Here is a 17,612-nt window from a genome sequence, read left to right as displayed (position 1 = left end):
CAATCTTTTTTATTACCTTCGCTATCGCTGCGGGAATACAAAGGATTTCCACTACTATCCCTCATGCAGTAAGAACAGCTCGCGAGATGTCCCTAGCTATACCTAACACAATAAAAACATGAAAATACTACTTCTCGGCTCAGGCGAATTAGGAAAAGAATTTACAATCGCTGCACAACGCATAGGGCAAATCGTAATTGCGGTGGACAGTTACGAAAATGCACCCGCCATGCAAGTTGCCCATGATTTTGAAGTCATCAATATGCTCGACGGAGAAGCCCTAGACCGCGTCGTCGCCAAACATAAACCTGATTTTATTGTTCCAGAAATAGAAGCTATCAGAACCGAGCGTTTTTATGACTATGAAAACCAAGGAATTACCGTAGTTCCTTCTGCGAAAGCGGCAAACTTCACGATGAACCGTAAAGCGATTCGAGATTTAGCATCTAAAGAATTAGGATTAAAAACCGCAAACTACCGCTACGCCACTACTGCCGAGGAATTACAAAAAGGCGTTGAAGCCGTTGGAATGCCGTGTGTCGTCAAACCATTAATGTCTTCGTCCGGAAAAGGACAATCCACCATAAAAACCGAAGCCGATATTGAAAAAGCATGGAAGTATGCCGTGGAAGGTTCCCGTGGCGATGTCGTAGAAGTGATTGTAGAAGCATTTGTCAAATTCAATTCGGAGATTACTTTATTAACGGTGGTACAAAACAATAATCCGACACTTTTTTGTGCGCCAATTGGCCATAGACAAGAACGTGGCGATTATCAGGAAAGCTGGCAACCCGCCAGAATTTCCGACAAGGATTTGTACGAAGCGCAAGACATGGCCGAAAAAGTAACCGAAGCTTTGGGCGGCGCAGGACTTTTTGGAGTCGAATTTTTCTTGACTGATGACGGCGTTTATTTCTCAGAATTATCGCCTCGTCCGCATGATACCGGAATGGTAACATTAGCTGGAACACAAAACTTCAATGAATTTGAATTGCATTTACGCGCTATTTTAAGTTTGCCTATTTTTGAAATCACATTAGAAAAAGCGGGAGCCAGTGCAGTCATTTTAGCTTCGGAAAACTCTACAAACCCAACGTACTCCGGTATCGAAAAAATTGCGGCTTTACCTAAAACGGATTTCAGAATATTTCGTAAACCAACTTCAAGACCCTACCGCAGAATGGCAGTGGCTTTAGTAAATGATACCGTAGAAACTCCAATTGAAGAAGTGGTAGAAAAAGCAAAAAATGCAGCAAGGTTGATTACCGTGCATTCGTAATTACATTTAATAAACTTCCAATATTATACCGAAAACAAGATGAAAAAAAATTCGCTAAATCAGTGTTATCAGCGTTCCTTTTTATCATCTTGTGAATTATCACCTAACCATTCGAAAGTTCTTCTGGAACCTTTAAATACCTTTGATAAAAAAATACCGATGTCTAATTCTATCGTAGACATCCTGAATAATGATTACCCACACTGCCTTCAAGGGAAAGTTTTCAAAGAAAAAAAATATTTGCTTACACATAGGGTTTCCAAAAATGAATGAATATTGCCTCCATGGTCACAATAAATTCGAGAAAGAACCGGGTTATTTTCATGGTGCAATGTATGTTAATTATGGTCTGACGGTAGCACAAGGTATTGCCACATTTGGCCTTGCTCAATTCTTTTTTGCCGAAAGTTTTGATTGACGAATCATTCCAATTATTGCAGTTGTCATTATTGAAATGGCTTCTATTAACATTCCTCTTTCCAGATTAATATGAATTTACATGTTTAAAAATTATTCGATGTAAAAAACGAGTATCTTAGCTAAAGCAAAAAATAATCAATTATGAAAAAGTTATTATACTTAACCCTTTTGTTCGTTGTAACATTAGCAAGTGCTCAGGATAAAGATAAAAAAGAAGAACCAAAACCACAAATTGTTGAGGCTGCTTGTGGTCAATGCCAGTTTGGAATGGAAGGACACGGTTGTGAATTAGCCGTTCGTGTGGATGGAAAATCTTATTTTGTTGACGGTAGTTCAATCGATTCGCACGGAGATGCACACGCCAATGACGGTTTTTGTACAACAATACGAAAAGCCGAAATTGTTGGTAAAATTGTAGATAATCGGTTCAAAGTAACTTCTTTTAAATTACTGCCAAAAAAATAAAAAAAGGGCTAAAAGAAAATTCTTTAGCCCTTTTTTTATTACTTCGATTTCATACTCGCTTCCAAATTGATATTCTCAAAACTTGAAACATCAATAACTTCTTCCATGTCTACATCAAAAGAAATTTTCACACTGTCACCCACAATTGTTACTGGCAATTGATTGGATATTTGTGACGAACCCACAAAAATATTAGGGTAATCTTTCACCTTAAAATAATAAAAGCTATTCCCGTTTTTCACATCATTCTGAATTCTCGTTACTACTGATTTTACTGATTTTTTATTAGAAACACTATTTGGGTTTATTTTATTATCCGACATATTGTAGACATTTTTAAACGAAGTCAAGGTTTCTCGCATTGTATTGCCGACGCCCACAATCGTATAATCTGAAATGGCCACCATCGCAAACATTTTAACTAATCCGCCGTTATCTTTGAGCGTCATCGCATACGTGGGAATGTTATTGATATTATACGGAATAGGCAAAGATGCTTTATATCCTTTTTCCTGAACTTTCCCTTGTGCCGAACTTTGAGCCGCATATTCCGTCGCGCCACTTTGTTTGTAAAAAGTAGTTTCTTTGGTTCTGGTATCTACCAATACAAAACCTACAGCAGATTCTTCTTTCCCGACCGAAGTTAATCCGGTGTACCAATAGGATTTATTGTCTTTTCCATATACCAATGTCATTCCTTCTGTAATTTGCAGTTTATCCTGATTAGAAAAATTCCAATAGCCGTGAACATATTCACCCCAATCATTCAACTGATTTTCTATAAAATCCAAAGGCTGAATTCGATCCACCCATTTTGGCGTTTTAGCAATTGAATATTCATTTATTGCTCCAGATTGTGCATCAACCACAATAACTCCCGTAGCTTCTTTTCCTGAAAAACCAATTTTTTTCACATATTTAGTGACAATCCAAAACGGATTTCCAGCATCATCAATTTCAAAACTAAAATCAGCCAGACCAACAGTAGCATTTCCATTAAAATAAACGTGTCTGTGAATGTCACTTTGGAAGTAAGCGCCTTGCTGGTATTTAATCTTAATGTTCTTCCCTCCTACACTCTGAACTAATTTCACATCACGTTCATTGGTTGCAGAAACCATAACATATCCCGCAGTTCCCTCTTGGTTGTTAAACCATTTCAAAAAACCAGAATGTAATAATGGAGCAACCCAGTACAAGTTATTGTTCACCTTTTGGATACAAAAATCCCCCAATTCTACCTGACTTCCCAAAGCGGGTTGAGAACCTAGAATTTTCTCTCCCAGAAGATGGGCTAGTTCCTCATCGACCACACGGATTTTATCAATAGAAATTGGAGCAATGTGATTGGTTATTTTTTGGCCGTTTTTAACCTCGCCTATTAATTTTTGATACGAATCGCTTCGGAACATTTTTAGGCTGGTTATAAAAGGAAGCGCAACACAATACGCTAAAAGCAATCCTACCAAAACAAACAAAATCTTGTTAGGTTTGGAAACAATCTTGACTTGCTTTGTTTGCTGAGAAATAGTCAAACCAACAGAAAATAAGATCCCTATTACTAACAACAGTAATAAAATAAAAGCAAAACCAGTAAATCCATAATTGATTACCGGAAGGTTGCCATAAAACAATAAAAAACCAAAAAGGAGTAAGAAAGCTATTGATAAAATCTTTTTCATAAAACTAAGTTTTAAATATTAGTCTTTAATACTCCTAAATGTTACACTAATAAAAGTGTCAATTTTAAAGAAAACAATAACCCTATTTACAATACCGCAAAAAACAGTATTTTTGCATTCTGATTGGAATTCATTTTTCAGTCTTTAATTTTTTTCAATCTTTAAAATAAAAACATGAAAGCATACGTATTTCCAGGTCAAGGCGCGCAATTCACAGGAATGGGTAAAGACTTGTATGAAAATTCTGCTCTCGCAAAAGAATTATTCGAAAAAGCCAATGCAATTTTAGGTTTCCGCATCACAGACATCATGTTTGAAGGAACAGCCGAGGAATTGAAAGAAACCAAAGTGACACAACCAGCCGTTTTCCTGCATTCGGTGATTTTAGCAAAAACATTAGGAGAGGATTTCAAACCAGAAATGGTAGCGGGACATTCATTGGGTGAGTTTTCAGCTTTAGTAGCTAATGGTACTTTATCTTTTGAAGACGGCTTGAAACTGGTTTCTCAAAGAGCTTTAGCTATGCAAAAAGCCTGCGAAATAAAACCATCGACTATGGCGGCCGTTTTAGGATTGGCTGACAACATTGTAGAAGAAGTTTGTGCTTCGATTGACGGAATTGTAGTCCCTGCAAATTACAACTGCCCAGGACAATTAGTGATTTCAGGAGAAACATCAGCAGTGGAAAAAGCGTGTGAAGCGATGAAAGGCGCTGGTGCAAAACGTGCATTATTGTTGCCTGTTGGAGGTGCTTTTCACTCTCCAATGATGGAACCGGCTCGTGAAGAACTGGCCGCAGCTATTGAAGCAACAACGTTCTCAACTCCTATTTGTCCGGTATATCAAAATACAACAGCCAGTGCAGTATCAGACCCCGCAGAAATTAAGAAAAACCTAATCATTCAATTGACAGCTCCCGTAAAGTGGACACAATCAGTACAGCAAATGATCCAAGACGGAGCAACCTCATTTACTGAGGTAGGCCCTGGAAAAGTATTAGCAGGATTGATCGGGAAAATTGACAGAGACGCTGTTACCGCTAATGTATAAAATAGTGGTAATTGGTGTCCAATAAACGAAATTTCCCCAAACTTATGTTTGTAGCGATTTTGTTTATCTTTATACGATGAATGTACTCAATTATCAATTTTTTAAAATGAAAATATAATGAAAAAAGCACTTTTAGGATTAGTATTTGTTGCCACTTTAATGACTTCTTGTAAAGAAGAAACAAAAGAGGAAGTGAAAGAAGCTAGAGAGGCCATTAGTAATGAAATGGAAGGAGCTATCGATACTGCAGCGGTAAAAGTTGATGCTGCCGCTGATTCTACCAGAATAAAAGCAGGAGAAATTCTTAAAAAAGGAGCTGACAAGATAAATCAGGCTGCTGAAAAACTGAAGGAATCCGGAAAAGAATAATTCAAAAACAAGGCTGCCCAGAAAGTAATTCCCAGACAGCCTTGTTTCTAAATTGAGTATACAACCCGTCATCGAGTGGCATACTGTAAATTAATAAAGAGGTACAACGTTAAATCTTGGAAAATCGGGTTAAAATTCAAGAATTAATTTCAAATAAAAATAAGCTCAAATGGTTCATAACATTACGATTCTACCCGAAGTTATCGGGAGTTCAAATCCTCTATCGCGCACAAAATTCAAATAACCAAGTCATTTAATTTTAGAGGTTAGTTTGGTTATACAATTGATAACCCCTAAATTTATTAAGATTATTGATTCGAATATCCTAAAGTCATATTAAAGAGACTGATATTTATTTGTTTTATCTTTTTTTGTATAAAGATCCATTGTCGAAATAATCAATCTCTAATCTTAGCTCTTGAACAATTGATTCGTAAGTGTTTTTTTGAAACCTAGATAAATAAATGTAGATTAGCTTACTATTTAAGGAGCAAAATTTCCTTTATATTATTTCAAATGAAATGGATTACTAGAGAACGCCCTAAAATTGATAGAATAGCCAGTCCTTGGTTGATCAAAACTTTTATAGACAAAAACGCTGAAATAATTTATAAATTGTTATTTCTTCAAATCCTGCATAAAATGGTTAGAAAACAGTTCCTAATCGCCCACAAAAAACTTCATTATTTCTAATGAAGTTTTTTTATGCCTTTTCTTTAATTTACCACCCCTGCGTCAACCCGTTTTTAACAACCTCTTCGTATTTTTCTTTATCAAAACGGTATAAATTAGGGGCTTTGTGGGCTACATTACTTTTCTTCTCGTCCAGCTTATTTAATATCCCAATTGCCATTATCTTACGTAAAAAATTTCTACGGTCGAGTTTTCTGCCTAAGATGGTTTCATATAATTTCTGCAACTCAGGAATCGTGAATTTTTCGGGTAATAAATTATAGCCTACCGGCATTAAATTCAATTCCATGCGGAGTGTTTCTAATGCTTTATCTAAAATTTCCTTGTGATCTAAAACTAATTCCGGCACCGCATTATGGTCAATCCATTCCACCGTTTCATTGTTACCCTCGGGTTGCGGAATCGTTTTTAAAAAATCAACCAAGGCATAATACCCAACGGTTACAAAACGACTGGCAAACCATTTGCCTTCCGCTAAAGGTATTCCGTAAAAATCTAAAACAGTATTACTGACATCAACATTACACCTTCTGGCTGCTCCAAAAGTTGAAAATTGTCTCAGAAAAATCCCCCTTAGTCCCGTTCTACTATTCAAAACAGTGACAGCAGCCTGATCAATATCCTCATTTATAGGCACAAAACCACCGGGCAAAGCCCATTTATCACTGTACTTTGTTTTTATCAATAACACTTTTAGCTGATTGTCATGAAATCCAAAAATCACACAATCTATTGATAAACCGGGCTGATAGTTTTCCTTATTGTCTAAAATATTTTTTAACATGTACTTATTTTCTGATAATTAAAATATAATTTATTAGTGTTGCAATTTAGCTCATTTTTATAAGAAAATTAAAGAACATCACTTTTTCAAAACTCTCAATGCAGTGTTTTTCTATTGAAAAGAAAAAACACTGCAATAATAGTACAAATCGATTGTGTAAAAACACATCTGTACTAAAAATAGTCTAAAAAAATTATACAAAATGCATTACGAATCAAATAAATATGCGCAATGCGTCAAAATAATAAATTTAATTAACGAACTCAATAATTCAAAAACAACCCAGTAAAAGACGAAAAAAAAATGTTTTTATTACTTTTTGGACTGATATCAATCTCCCAATCGCATGCTCAAGATGTAGATTATCGAGCTAAGGCAAAAAAACTAGTAGCTCAAATGAGTTTAGAAGAAAAGCTTTTTTATGTTCCGGCGAAACCGATTAGTCCACAAAAGCTGTTCAATACTGGATATTCCTACTATTTTTATGACGGATGGACCGTTTGGTTTGCGTAAAGCAGAAGGTTTCGACTTTACTAATAGTGTCCCTTCCATTGTTTTCCGACTGCATCGGCACTTGCTTCGTCCTGGAATCCAGCATTGGTACAAAAAATGGGTGAAACCCTAGAAATCGAATCTCAGACTAACGATCTTCAAATAGTATTAGACCCCGGAGTAAATATGAAGCGATCGCCTCTTCTCGGAAGAAACTTCGAATATTTTTCTGAAGATCCAGTTTTAGCCGGAAAAGTTGCTGTTAGTTTTATCAATGGTCTTCAAAGTCAAGGCGTGGGAACTTCCATGAAAAATGCCATCATAACTTTAATATGATGGCATTTTTATTAAAAAAAATATTTTTTAATTACAAAAAATCTAACGTTCGTTCCAATGCCATTCCTCTCGATCCTTTTATCAAAATAGTACTATTGTTGAATGTTATCATTGGTAAATCATTAGAAAATTCCTCAAATGTACTATAGAACCAAAAGTTACTTTTCTCCTGTTTATTGGTATAAAATGCTGCACCTATAAAATAACATTTCACTTTATCTTCGTTCAAAAGAAGGTCAACTATTGCTTTATGTTCTTGCTGACTTTCCTGTCCCAACTCAAACATATCGCCCAAAATCATAACCTTATTTAAATCCTCTAGCTGTAGAAAATTCTCAATAGCTACAGCCATACTACTCGGATTTGCATTATAGGCATCTAGAATTACTTGATTAGTTCCTTTTGTCAACAACTGTGATCTGTTGTTTTCAGGCACATAGCTTTCTAAAGCTTCTTTTATTGCGATATCATCGATACTAAAATACTTACCAATAGTGAGCGCTGCATTGATGTTATTGGCATTATACAACCCAATTAGGTGGGATTTTATTTCCAATCCGAAATAACATATTTCTACAAAAGGATTTGCCTTAATCGAAGTAATATTAACATCCGCATTTGTTTTATTTATACCAAAAGTAAATGAGTGTAACCTTTTTGATTTTTCAACTTGAATTGTATCTTCCAAATTAACAAAAGCAAGCTTGTCTTTTTTTGAAAGGTATTGATACATTTCGCTTTTGCCTTCAATAACGCCCTCTACACCACCAAAACCTTCTAAATGGGCTTTGCCAAAATTAGTGATATACCCATAATCCGGTGTTGCTAATTCACATAGAAATTCAATTTCTTTTTTGTGATTTGCTCCCATTTCAACTATTCCTATTTCAGTTTCTGAAGTAAAAGAAAGCAGTGTCAATGGAACCCCAATATGGTTGTTTAAATTGCCAACGGTTGCTTTGGTTTTAAATTTTTTCGAAAGTACAACCTGAATAAGTTCCTTAGTGGTTGTTTTTCCATTACTTCCCGTAAGCGCAATTATAGGTAATTTTAAATATTCACGATGGTATTTTGCTAATTCCTGCAGCGCGACCAGACTATCTTCAACTAAGATAGTCCTTTGATCAATAAAATAAGATTCATCATCAATTATAACATACGCAGCTGCTTTTTCTAATGCTTCTTTTGCAAAAGTGTTAGCATCAAAACGCTCTCCTTTTATGGCAACAAATAAGGAGTTTGGCTCAATCTTGCGGGTGTCAATTGAAACTGAGTTGCATTGCAAAAACAAACTATGAATGTAATTAATATCCATTTGAAACGATTTAAAAAAACAAAAGCCCTAATCAAAGGGCTTTTGTTTGTATTTATATAAAAATTAATTTCTGGCTGATCTTTTTTTATCTGCTTTTGCTCCTACTCTAGACATCGCACATCTAAAGCCAATGTAATCTGTGGCCATGTCCTGAGGAAAATACCTTCTTTGAGCCGGATCTAACCAATAGGCTCTATCCCTCCAGGATCCTCCTTTGTAAACTCTGACATTGTCATTTATCAAAGTTGTTCTTTTGCTTGATTTATCATATTTCCTAACCATGTTCCCTAAACTGTCCGTAGTCACATTGTGTATTGGGGAGTTATACATGTTTTTTTCTTCTTTCGTTTTCTCGTCATCTGATTCTGAATCTCCAAAATTATAATATCTAGTAGATTGTTTATCTCCATCTCTGTAGTTAATATTATCACTTTTATTAAAATTTTGTCTCAGATAAGTCTCTTGTTCGTCAACGGGTACCTGAGCGATTTGACCTGGAAAGTTTCTGGCAATGATTCTTCCGTTGCTTAAAGTGTCAAATTTCATATTGTCTTTAGTGACAATTTCTACTTTGCCATCTTCACCAATTTTATTTTTAGTGTATTGATTCCCTCTGAAATAATTAAAGTCATTTGCTTCATTATCGATAATAGGTCGGTAAACATCTTGAACCCATTCAGCTACGTTTCCGGCCATATCGTACAATCCAAAATCATTTGCAGGGTATTTTTTTACTTCATTTGTAATATCAGCCCCATCATCAGACCAACCTGCGATTCCACCGTAATCACCATTTCCTTGCTTAAAATTAGCCAATTGATCCCCTTTACTTTGTCTTTTGCCGGAACGCGTGTACCCGCCTGACCAAGGATATTTTTTTTGCCCTTTGTATATGTTATATTCTCTTTGTCCCACATCGGCTGCAGCTGCATATTCCCATTCCGCCTCTGTAGGAAGCCTGTATTCCGGAAGAAGAATTCCGGAAGAACGCTGCGCATAAACATTCTTTGGTTCTACAACCGTCCCGTTTTTTCCAGCTTTAGGAGTTTTTCTGGCTCCTTTTCTTCCTTTTAACACAATATCTTCATTTCCTCCATAAGCCAAGGTCGGTGAATTTAAATAGGTTTCAGTATCAAAATTGCTGTCTGCAGTCACATCTAGTGTTTTTGCATTCTTTTTAAGGTATCCGTTTTTTTCCAGAAGCGCTTCATTTACACGTTGGGTTCTCCAATTGCTAAATTCGACTGCTTGAATCCAATTTACACCTACTACAGGATATTCTGCATAAGAAGGGTGTCTTAAGTAATTATTGGTCATTGTTTCATTATAGCCCAATCGATTTCTCCAAACTAAAGTGTCTGGCGAGGCACCTTCATATATATTTTTATAATTTTCTTCCGTTGGTGGATACACATTTTTCAACCAGTCTAAATAATCCAAATACATTGAATTCGTTACCTCCGTTTCATCCATATAAAAAGATTGAACATGTTGTTGTGTTGGGGTGTTATTCCAGTCATGCATAACATCATCCTGCACTTTACCCATGGTAAATGTACCTCCTTCCACAAAAACCAATCCCGGACCTGCTACTTGTTTCTTATTATTTGAACCTGCCTTTTTACTGTCCATATTCCAACCAGTCGCTCTTGAAGTATTCTTTGAGCTAGATTTTTTACTGCAACTGGAAAAACCAATAATAAACAGGATTGATATTAACAATCGTAAGCTCATAATTCTGTTTGCTTTCATACTCTTTAGTGGGTAATAATTTTAGTGGCGCAATATAATAATTATCAATTAATCAACATCGATCTTTCTTACTATTTTCAAAAAACCAATTTTAACAACAAATTATATATACGAACGCAAATTTATAATATTTATTATTTACTATAACATGAAATGATTTATTTTTACTGATTAATAATAACTGTCTATTAATCCCGTTAAAAAAATAATGAGAAAAATTATTTTGGCTTATTTAGTCCTATTTCCGTTCATTTCTTTTGCCCAAATCAAAGGCGATGCAACCATCGATTGGTTAGAAAAAAAAGAAATGTCCTATGGTGATTTCAAAGTTACGATCCCTTTTTTTTTAGGAAATAGTTTCCATTATAATGCTACTGCCAAAACGCTCCTTTTTACTTTAAAAATAAATGAACCAGTCTCTTTTGACGAAGGGAAAATTCAAGTTACAAATATAATTTACGAATCGATTACTGCTGCTGAACTCGGAGATTTAGATATTGCAAACCTTCCTAAAACAGTAAGTTCGTCTTTGCAAATACGTAATTCCAGAGAGCTAAAGAATGCCTTTATTGAGCTTACACCAATAATTAAAGATAATTTCGGATTCAAACGAATCAAATCCTTTTCGTATGAAATAGAGCGTAACGCTTCTAGAATTTCACCCTCCGAAAAAACGTTTAATGGCATTTCTAATTCGGTTTTATCGAGCGGTACTTGGTTTCGATTTTATATTGAAAAATCGGGCGTGTATAAAATCTCTAAAAGCTTTCTGCAACAACTCGGACTTGATGTTACCGCTGACCCCCGAAAAATAAAAATATACGGCAATGGTGGACGAATGGCACCACTGTCCAACAACATTTACTATCCAAATGACTTGATCGAAAATGCAATTCAAATAAATGGCGAAGGGGACGGCATTTTCAACAATGAAGATTACATTCTTTTTTATGGTGAAGGCGTTGATACTTGGAATGAGGAAAGCAAAACACACCTTAACTTATATGACACAAAATCGTATTACTACATTACAACGCAAGGTGCTGACGGGAAAAGAATGGCTCCTTTAAGTCAACCTGCCGGAAACAGCACGTTGACTTTAACCTCCTTTGATGATCACCAACACCATGAAGTAGATCTGGCAAACATTGCCCGATTGGGCCGTCAATGGCTTGGCGAATCATTTGAGGTTAAAAACGAACAGGAATTTGACTTTACCTTTCCTAATTTTGACGCCACATCACCCGTTAAAATCATGCTGACAGCAGCCTCAGCCGCCTTTACACCTACTTCATTTACTGTGACTGCAAACGGAATTTCAGTTGGAAACATCTCGTTTCCTGCGCTGAATAAAAATTCAGAAACTGAATTTGTTTTGGGATTTTTACCCATTAACGCCTCATTCAATGGGGCCGAAACGGTCAAAATAAAGCTCAAATACAACAACAATGGCGTTCCGGGCTCTAAAGGCTTTCTGGATAATATTAGGCTAATTGCCAAGAGAAAACTTCAAGGATACGGAAAACAGTTTCATTTTCAATACGATCAATCCGGCGCAAAGACCGGAATTGTCAATTATCTTATTTCAAATGCAGCGGGAATCTCTCAAATATGGGATGTTACGGATAGCTACAATACAACTAAAATCGAAAATGTAGATCAAAATACAGTCAATTTCAAAGCAGGTTTGGGAGAACTCAGAAAGTACATTGCAGTAGAGGCCTTGGATTATTATACTCCTTTAAAAGAAAGCAGATCAACGGTCCAGAATCAAAACCTAAAAGGAACCTTATTCAAAAATAGTCTGGGTCAATTTCAAGATATCGATTATGTAATTATTTCGCCTTCATTTTTAGTTTCTCAAGCTGAAAAACTAGCCGGTTTTCACCGCAATTATTCTAATTTGAATGTAAAAGTAATCCCTTTAGAATCGATATATCAAGAATTTTCTTCGGGCAAACAGGATGTCGCTGCTATAAGAAACTGCATTAAATACATCTATAAAAATGCTTCAACACCACAAAAAAGAATACAATTCATTAACCTTTTTGGCGATGCTTCCTACGATTTCAAAAACAGAATCATCAACAATACCAATGTTGTCCCTATTTATCACTCTTTAAATAGCAATACATCGGGAGAATCCTCTTTTGCCTCTGATGATTTTTTTGGACTAATGGATCCTTCAGAAGGAAATGTTATTTCCTATTTTGGGGGAATCGATATTGCAGTAGGCCGAATGCTGGTGAACGACTCCAAACAGGCGGATGAAATGGTGAATAAAGTAATTGAATATCACGACATAAAATCTTACGGAAGCTGGAGAAATAATTTTGTTTTAATTTCTGATGATTCAGATATTGCCTCCGATGCCACTTTGCAAAAAAGACAAAATACGCTTGCAAATACCATTGCTACCGAAAAACCTTTTTTGAATGTCAATAAAATCCTCTTGGATTCCTACATTCAGGAAGCCGCTGCAGGAGGATCCAGATACCCTAAAGCACGAGCCGATTTCTTTAATGCTTTCGAAAAAGGCGCTTTAGTATTTAATTATTTAGGTCATGGTGGCGAAGACGGTTTATCAAGCGAGCGGATTTGGGAAAAATCAGACGGACAAAATTTAAGCAATCAATTCAAATATCCATTATTCATCACTATTACCTGTGAATTTTCCCGCTTTGACAATCCCTTTAGACCTACAGCTGGGGAATATACGTACTGGAACCCAAAAGGCGGGGCAATAGCCATGATTACAACGATTCGTTCCATTGGTCAGTTTAGTGCCGAAAACTTTAATGATGTTTTTACTAAAAATTTATTATCATACGGCTCAAACCAATATTTATCTATTGCAGAAGCACTGAGAATTTCGAAAAACAGCAATCCCAATTCAGCGACCAATGTCGTCTTTTACATTGGCGACCCTGCATTAATGCTCGCTGTCCCCAGACCAAAAATTAGATTAACAAAAGTGAATGACATAGCCGTTACCCAAAGTATTGAGGACTTCAAATCACTCTCTAAAATCAAGTTGACCGGCGAAGTTACGGATGAGAACAACAATCCTTTGACCAACTATAATGGTGAAGTTTCCACTACTATTTTTGACAAAACCATTTCAAGAGCAACCTATAATAATGACGGAAATAGTCCAGTCATGAATTTTAATGTTTTAGGAGAAACCATATTCCGGGGAAATGCATCGGTTACAAACGGTGAATTTGAATTTAGCTTTGTTGTACCCCGAGACATCAGAATCCCTTTGGCAAACGGAAGAATTAGCTTTTATGCCAAAAAAAATGAAGTATTACAAAACGAAACCGGATATGATGCTACCATAAAAATAGGCGGAATAAACGAAAATGCCGCAACAGACAATATTAGCCCAACAGTGAAGTTATACATGAATGACGAGACTTTTGTTTCTGGCGGAATAACAAATGAATCCCCGTTTCTTGTTGCGTTACTTGAAGATGAAAACGGCATAAATACAGCCAGCGGAATAGGCCATGATATTGTTGCCATTTTAGATGGAGATGTAAGCAATCCCTTTGTATTAAATGACTATTATCAAACAAAACTGGATGATTTCACCAGTGGAACGCTTCGGTTTCCGTTGCGCAATTTAGCTCCCGGGTTGCATACAATCGCATTCAAAGCTTGGGATGTGTACAACAATCCCGTAACCACAGAAATTCAGTTTATTGTAGTGGGTGATGATGCCATAACATTGACACATGTGCTAAATTACCCCAATCCATTTGTCAGCTATACGGAGTTTTGGTTTACGCACAACAGACCATTTGAACCATTAGACGTTCAGGTTCAAGTAATGACAATAACAGGGAAAATAGTTTGGACAAGGAATCAAATCGTCACGACAGACGGTTTTTTATCCAAAGAAATCACTTGGGACGGCAAAGATGATTTTGGAGACCGAATAGGGAAGGGAGTCTATATCTATAAACTCACTGTAAAATCAAGCCTAACCAACAAGAAATCCGAAAAATATGAGAAACTTGTAATCCTTTAATTAAATACTATATTTGTTTAACAAACCTTCTGAAATAATGAAAAAAACAATACTGATTTTTACCCTTTTATTTATGGTTTCCTTTGCAAAAGCTCAGGATAATAGGGTCATAAACCCTGGAGTTCCATTTTTATTAGTCGCTGCCGATGCAAGAGCTGCAGGTATGGGAGATATAGGGGTTGCCACATCAGCCGATGCTTTTTCTCAGCAATGGAATCCGGCAAAATATGCATTTGCCACAGATGCGCAAGGGTTTTCAATAAGTTACACGCCATACCTTACTGATCTGGTAAATGATATCGCATTAGCACAACTGACCTATTATCAAAAACTGAATGACCGAAGTGCTTTTGCAGGAAGCATTCGTTATTTTGGATGGGGCGATATTGAATTACGCAGAACTGGCGAACCTACAGAAACCTTTCCAACCGTATCGCCTAATGAATTTGCTATTGACGGCTCCTACTCCTTAAAACTAAGCGAGAAATTCTCGATGGCGATTGCAGGACGATTTATAAATTCTAATTTAAAAATTGCTTCCGAAAATAACGACGCCACATCTGCCAGTTCATTTGCTGTTGATGTAGCCGGTTTTTACCAATCCGAAGAACTGGCGTACAATGAATTCAACGGAAGATGGAGAGCTGGGTTTAACATTCAAAATCTAGGTCCAAAGATTAGTTATGACAATGATGATTTTAATAATAATTTTTTACCCGCTAATTTAAAAATTGGAACTGGTTTTGATTTTATATTAGACGATTATAATAAGGTTGCTTTAAATGTTGAATTTAATAAATTATTAGTTCCAACTCCTCAAAATCCAGATTTGAATGGAGATGGCACAGTGGCTCCCGAAGAACGCAATCAAAACAATGACAATTACCGTTCAATAGGCTGGGCATCTGGTGTTTTTAAATCATTTGGTGATGCGCCTGATGGATTTGGAGAAGAGGTAAAAGAAGTAACTTATGCGGTAGGTGCTGAATATTTGTACCAAGATTCCTTTGCCATGCGCTTGGGATATTTTCATGAAAGTCCGTTGAAAGGGGCTAGACAATTTTTATCCCTTGGAGCAGGTTTTAAATACAATGTTGTCAAAGTAGATGTTTCGTATTTATTCTCGGCATCAAAAGTAAAAAACCCTTTAGAAAACACCCTTCGTTTTTCACTTACCTTCAATTTTGGAGATAAATACGAAGAATATTAAACATAAATAAAATTTACCAATAATAATCCAAATTTCAGCCCGAACGCTTCGGAATGAAGTTTGGATTTTTTTTCCTCAAATTAGTATGAAAGAAATAATAATTACTACACAATTCAAAGCATTTGATGCCATTGAAGATTTGCCAAATGACATTCAGAATTTAATGGGACAAGCTGTTGAAATTAGAAAAAAAGCGTATGCCCCGTATTCAAAATTCAGAGTTGGCGCAGCCCTTCTTTTAGATAACGGCAAGATCGTTTTAGGTTCAAACCAAGAAAATGCGGCTTATCCATCCGGGCTTTGTGCGGAGCGGGTGGCTATTTTTCATGCAGGCGCAGTCTATCCAGAGGCTAAAATTTTGAAAATGGCTATCACAGCGGCTTCAGATACTAATACGACTTCGACCCCAATACCGCCTTGTGGTTCTTGCAGACAATCCATAGCCGAATATGAAATTCGGCAAGAGACCCCTATTGAAATCTATTTCATGGGAGAGATTGGTACAATTTACAAATCCGAATCCCTAAAAAACCTGCTCCCTTTTATGTTTGACAAAAAATACTTGTAAAAAATCCAAAAACTACCTATTAAATTTTAGTTCTAAGTTGGAATGTCTTATTTTTGCATCCCGACCCTTCGGGGCGCAAATTTGTGGGAGGAAACTATTTTGCGTTATAGGTACACATTGATAATACAATAACACTTTAGCAAAAGAAAAATTCAGATGAAAGAAGTTACAAAAGAAGTATATTTAAAGTGGTATGAAGACATGCTGCTTTGGCGAAAGTTTGAGGACAAACTTGCCGCATTATACATCCAACAAAAAGTTAGAGGTTTTCTACATTTATACAACGGTCAAGAAGCAGTACTAGCCGGTGCATTGCACGCCATGGACTTGACAAAAGACAAAATGATTACCGCGTACAGAAATCACGTTCAGCCAATAGGAATGGGAGTTGATCCCAGACGTGTGATGGCGGAACTTTTAGGAAAAGTTACCGGAACTTCAAAAGGAATGGGTGGTTCTATGCATATTTTTTCAAAAGAACACCGTTTTTATGGTGGACACGGAATTGTGGGCGGACAAATACCTGTAGGTGCAGGATTGGCTTTTGCAGACAAGTATTTTGAAACTGGGGGTGTTACTATGACCTATTTTGGTGATGGCGCCGCACGTCAAGGATCCTTACACGAAGCCTTCAACATGGCAATGTTATGGAAACTTCCTGTCGTATTTATTGTTGAAAACAATGGATATGCCATGGGAACATCTGTAGAAAGAACAGCGAATCATACTGATATCTGGAAACTAGGTCTAGGATATGAAATGCCTTGCGGACCAGTAGATGGAATGAATCCTGTAAAAGTTGCTGAAGCTATGACAGAAGCAATTGACAGAGCACGTCGTGGTGACGGACCTACTTTTCTTGAAATGAAAACGTACCGTTACAGAGGACACTCAATGTCAGACGCGCAATTGTATCGTTCGAAAGAAGAAGTTGAAGAGTACAAAAAAATCGATCCAATTACACAGGTTTTAGATATAATTAAAGAAAAAGAATATGCTACCGATGAAGAAATTGGAGCAATCGATAAGAGAGTGAAAAGTTTAGTTGAAGAATGTGTGAAATTTGCTGAAGAATCTGAATACCCACCTATTCAACAACTTTACGATGTAGTATACGAACAAGATAACTATCCATTTTTACCTCATAAACTATAAATCAAT

15 protein-coding genes and 1 pseudogene are annotated in these 17,612 nt (G+C 36.3%); 12 read left to right on the top strand and 4 right to left on the bottom strand.

From position 1 onward, the window contains the following. Positions 1-118 precede the first annotated feature (118 nt). The 3 genes from purT (at position 119) to EKL96_RS10030 (ending at position 2,164) form a co-directional block, all read left to right on the top strand. The gene (gene purT / locus EKL96_RS10040) at positions 119-1,279 is read left to right on the top strand and encodes a formate-dependent phosphoribosylglycinamide formyltransferase (RefSeq protein ID WP_126461669.1); all 1,161 of its coding nucleotides are present in this window, start codon (positions 119-121) and stop codon (positions 1,277-1,279) included. 265 nt (positions 1,280-1,544) lie between these two features. Beyond that, positions 1,545-1,697 (top strand): hypothetical protein, encoded by a 153-nt coding sequence (locus tag EKL96_RS14455; protein WP_231507376.1) that lies wholly within the window; start codon positions 1,545-1,547, stop codon positions 1,695-1,697. A gap of 143 nt (positions 1,698-1,840) precedes the next feature. After that, a complete protein-coding gene (locus tag EKL96_RS10030; protein WP_126461666.1) occupies positions 1,841-2,164 on the top strand; it encodes a DUF6370 family protein in 324 nt (107 codons plus the stop codon). A gap of 38 nt (positions 2,165-2,202) precedes the next feature. Here EKL96_RS10030 and EKL96_RS10025 read toward each other — a convergent pair whose 3' ends face one another. After that, the gene (locus tag EKL96_RS10025; RefSeq protein WP_126461663.1) at positions 2,203-3,846 is read right to left on the bottom strand and encodes a hypothetical protein; all 1,644 of its coding nucleotides are present in this window, start codon (positions 3,844-3,846) and stop codon (positions 2,203-2,205) included. Positions 3,847-4,020: 174 nt separating this feature from the next. Between EKL96_RS10025 and fabD the strand changes: the two genes are divergently transcribed. The 3 genes from fabD to EKL96_RS14580 all read left to right on the top strand — a co-directional run bounded on the left by fabD (position 4,021) and on the right by EKL96_RS14580 (position 5,958). Next, positions 4,021-4,896: an ACP S-malonyltransferase gene (gene fabD / locus EKL96_RS10020; RefSeq protein ID WP_126456372.1), complete on the top strand. Its 876-nt coding sequence runs from the start codon at positions 4,021-4,023 to the stop codon at positions 4,894-4,896. A gap of 117 nt (positions 4,897-5,013) precedes the next feature. Then, the gene (locus EKL96_RS10015; protein ID WP_197037213.1) at positions 5,014-5,265 is read left to right on the top strand and encodes a hypothetical protein; all 252 of its coding nucleotides are present in this window, start codon (positions 5,014-5,016) and stop codon (positions 5,263-5,265) included. A gap of 516 nt (positions 5,266-5,781) precedes the next feature. Then, positions 5,782-5,958, top strand: a complete 177-nt coding sequence (locus tag EKL96_RS14580; protein ID WP_126461656.1) for a chromate resistance protein ChrB domain-containing protein — start codon at positions 5,782-5,784, stop codon at positions 5,956-5,958. A gap of 28 nt (positions 5,959-5,986) precedes the next feature. Here the strand turns inward: EKL96_RS14580 and EKL96_RS10005 are convergent, their stop codons facing one another. Then, the gene (locus EKL96_RS10005; protein ID WP_126461653.1) at positions 5,987-6,742 is read right to left on the bottom strand and encodes an NUDIX hydrolase; all 756 of its coding nucleotides are present in this window, start codon (positions 6,740-6,742) and stop codon (positions 5,987-5,989) included. 303 nt (positions 6,743-7,045) lie between these two features. On the opposite strand from EKL96_RS10005, the gene EKL96_RS14310 reads away from it, so the two are divergent. Together EKL96_RS14310 and EKL96_RS14305 are read left to right on the top strand one after the other, a co-directional pair. Further along, the gene (locus tag EKL96_RS14310; RefSeq protein ID WP_199739600.1) at positions 7,046-7,255 is read left to right on the top strand and encodes a hypothetical protein; all 210 of its coding nucleotides are present in this window, start codon (positions 7,046-7,048) and stop codon (positions 7,253-7,255) included. Between the two features lie 51 nt (positions 7,256-7,306). Then, positions 7,307-7,570: pseudogene (locus EKL96_RS14305) on the top strand (glycoside hydrolase family 3 N-terminal domain-containing protein); the annotation flags it as partial. Between the two features lie 31 nt (positions 7,571-7,601). On the opposite strand, the gene EKL96_RS09995 reads toward EKL96_RS14305, so the two are convergent. Beyond that, positions 7,602-8,885, bottom strand: coding sequence for a UDP-N-acetylmuramoyl-tripeptide--D-alanyl-D-alanine ligase (locus EKL96_RS09995; RefSeq protein WP_126461650.1), 1,284 nt, complete (start codon positions 8,883-8,885; stop codon positions 7,602-7,604). Between the two features lie 63 nt (positions 8,886-8,948). Beyond that, on the bottom strand, positions 8,949-10,637 hold the full coding sequence (gldJ, locus tag EKL96_RS09990) for a gliding motility lipoprotein GldJ (protein WP_126461647.1): 1,689 nt from the start codon (positions 10,635-10,637) through the stop codon (positions 8,949-8,951). 208 nt (positions 10,638-10,845) lie between these two features. Between gldJ and porU the strand changes: the two genes are divergently transcribed. From porU to pdhA, 4 genes are all read left to right on the top strand, one after another. After that, positions 10,846-14,673, top strand: a complete 3,828-nt coding sequence (porU, locus tag EKL96_RS09985; RefSeq protein ID WP_126461644.1) for a type IX secretion system sortase PorU — start codon at positions 10,846-10,848, stop codon at positions 14,671-14,673. Positions 14,674-14,710: 37 nt separating this feature from the next. Next, positions 14,711-15,883 (top strand): type IX secretion system outer membrane channel protein PorV, encoded by a 1,173-nt coding sequence (porV, locus tag EKL96_RS09980; RefSeq protein ID WP_126461641.1) that lies wholly within the window; start codon positions 14,711-14,713, stop codon positions 15,881-15,883. Between the two features lie 85 nt (positions 15,884-15,968). After that, complete coding sequence (gene cdd, locus EKL96_RS09975) at positions 15,969-16,451, top strand: cytidine deaminase (protein WP_126461638.1); 483 nt, start codon at positions 15,969-15,971, stop codon at positions 16,449-16,451. Between the two features lie 156 nt (positions 16,452-16,607). Then, positions 16,608-17,606, top strand: coding sequence for a pyruvate dehydrogenase (acetyl-transferring) E1 component subunit alpha (gene pdhA, locus EKL96_RS09970; RefSeq protein ID WP_126461635.1), 999 nt, complete (start codon positions 16,608-16,610; stop codon positions 17,604-17,606). The last annotated feature ends 6 nt before the right edge of the window (positions 17,607-17,612 follow it).

This window comes from Flavobacterium sp. LS1R10, assembly GCF_003968825.1.
Taxonomy (GTDB): Bacteria; Bacteroidota; Bacteroidia; order Flavobacteriales; family Flavobacteriaceae; genus Flavobacterium.
The sequence above is the reverse complement of the archived record's forward strand: the minus strand, read 5'-3'. Positions and strand labels throughout refer to the sequence as shown.

What these genes read in the sequence shown, in the direction of transcription:
- pdhA (WP_126461635.1), top strand. Translation starts at nt 16,608, where the DNA reads ATGAAAGAAGTTACAAAAGAAGTATATTTAAAGTGGTATGAAGACATG.
- porU (WP_126461644.1), top strand. Translation starts at nt 10,846, where the DNA reads ATGAGAAAAATTATTTTGGCTTATTTAGTCCTATTTCCGTTCATTTCT.
- EKL96_RS14455 (WP_231507376.1), top strand. Translation starts at nt 1,545, where the DNA reads ATGAATGAATATTGCCTCCATGGTCACAATAAATTCGAGAAAGAACCG.
- EKL96_RS14310 (WP_199739600.1), top strand. Translation starts at nt 7,046, where the DNA reads ATGTTTTTATTACTTTTTGGACTGATATCAATCTCCCAATCGCATGCT.
- EKL96_RS14580 (WP_126461656.1), top strand. Translation starts at nt 5,782, where the DNA reads ATGAAATGGATTACTAGAGAACGCCCTAAAATTGATAGAATAGCCAGT.
- porV (WP_126461641.1), top strand. Translation starts at nt 14,711, where the DNA reads ATGAAAAAAACAATACTGATTTTTACCCTTTTATTTATGGTTTCCTTT.
- cdd (WP_126461638.1), top strand. Translation starts at nt 15,969, where the DNA reads ATGAAAGAAATAATAATTACTACACAATTCAAAGCATTTGATGCCATT.
- EKL96_RS09995 (WP_126461650.1), bottom strand. Translation starts at nt 8,885, where the DNA reads ATGGATATTAATTACATTCATAGTTTGTTTTTGCAATGCAACTCAGTT.
- purT (WP_126461669.1), top strand. Translation starts at nt 119, where the DNA reads ATGAAAATACTACTTCTCGGCTCAGGCGAATTAGGAAAAGAATTTACA.
- gldJ (WP_126461647.1), bottom strand. Translation starts at nt 10,637, where the DNA reads ATGAAAGCAAACAGAATTATGAGCTTACGATTGTTAATATCAATCCTG.
- fabD (WP_126456372.1), top strand. Translation starts at nt 4,021, where the DNA reads ATGAAAGCATACGTATTTCCAGGTCAAGGCGCGCAATTCACAGGAATG.
- EKL96_RS10030 (WP_126461666.1), top strand. Translation starts at nt 1,841, where the DNA reads ATGAAAAAGTTATTATACTTAACCCTTTTGTTCGTTGTAACATTAGCA.
- EKL96_RS10025 (WP_126461663.1), bottom strand. Translation starts at nt 3,846, where the DNA reads ATGAAAAAGATTTTATCAATAGCTTTCTTACTCCTTTTTGGTTTTTTA.
- EKL96_RS10015 (WP_197037213.1), top strand. Translation starts at nt 5,014, where the DNA reads ATGAAAAAAGCACTTTTAGGATTAGTATTTGTTGCCACTTTAATGACT.
- EKL96_RS10005 (WP_126461653.1), bottom strand. Translation starts at nt 6,742, where the DNA reads ATGTTAAAAAATATTTTAGACAATAAGGAAAACTATCAGCCCGGTTTA.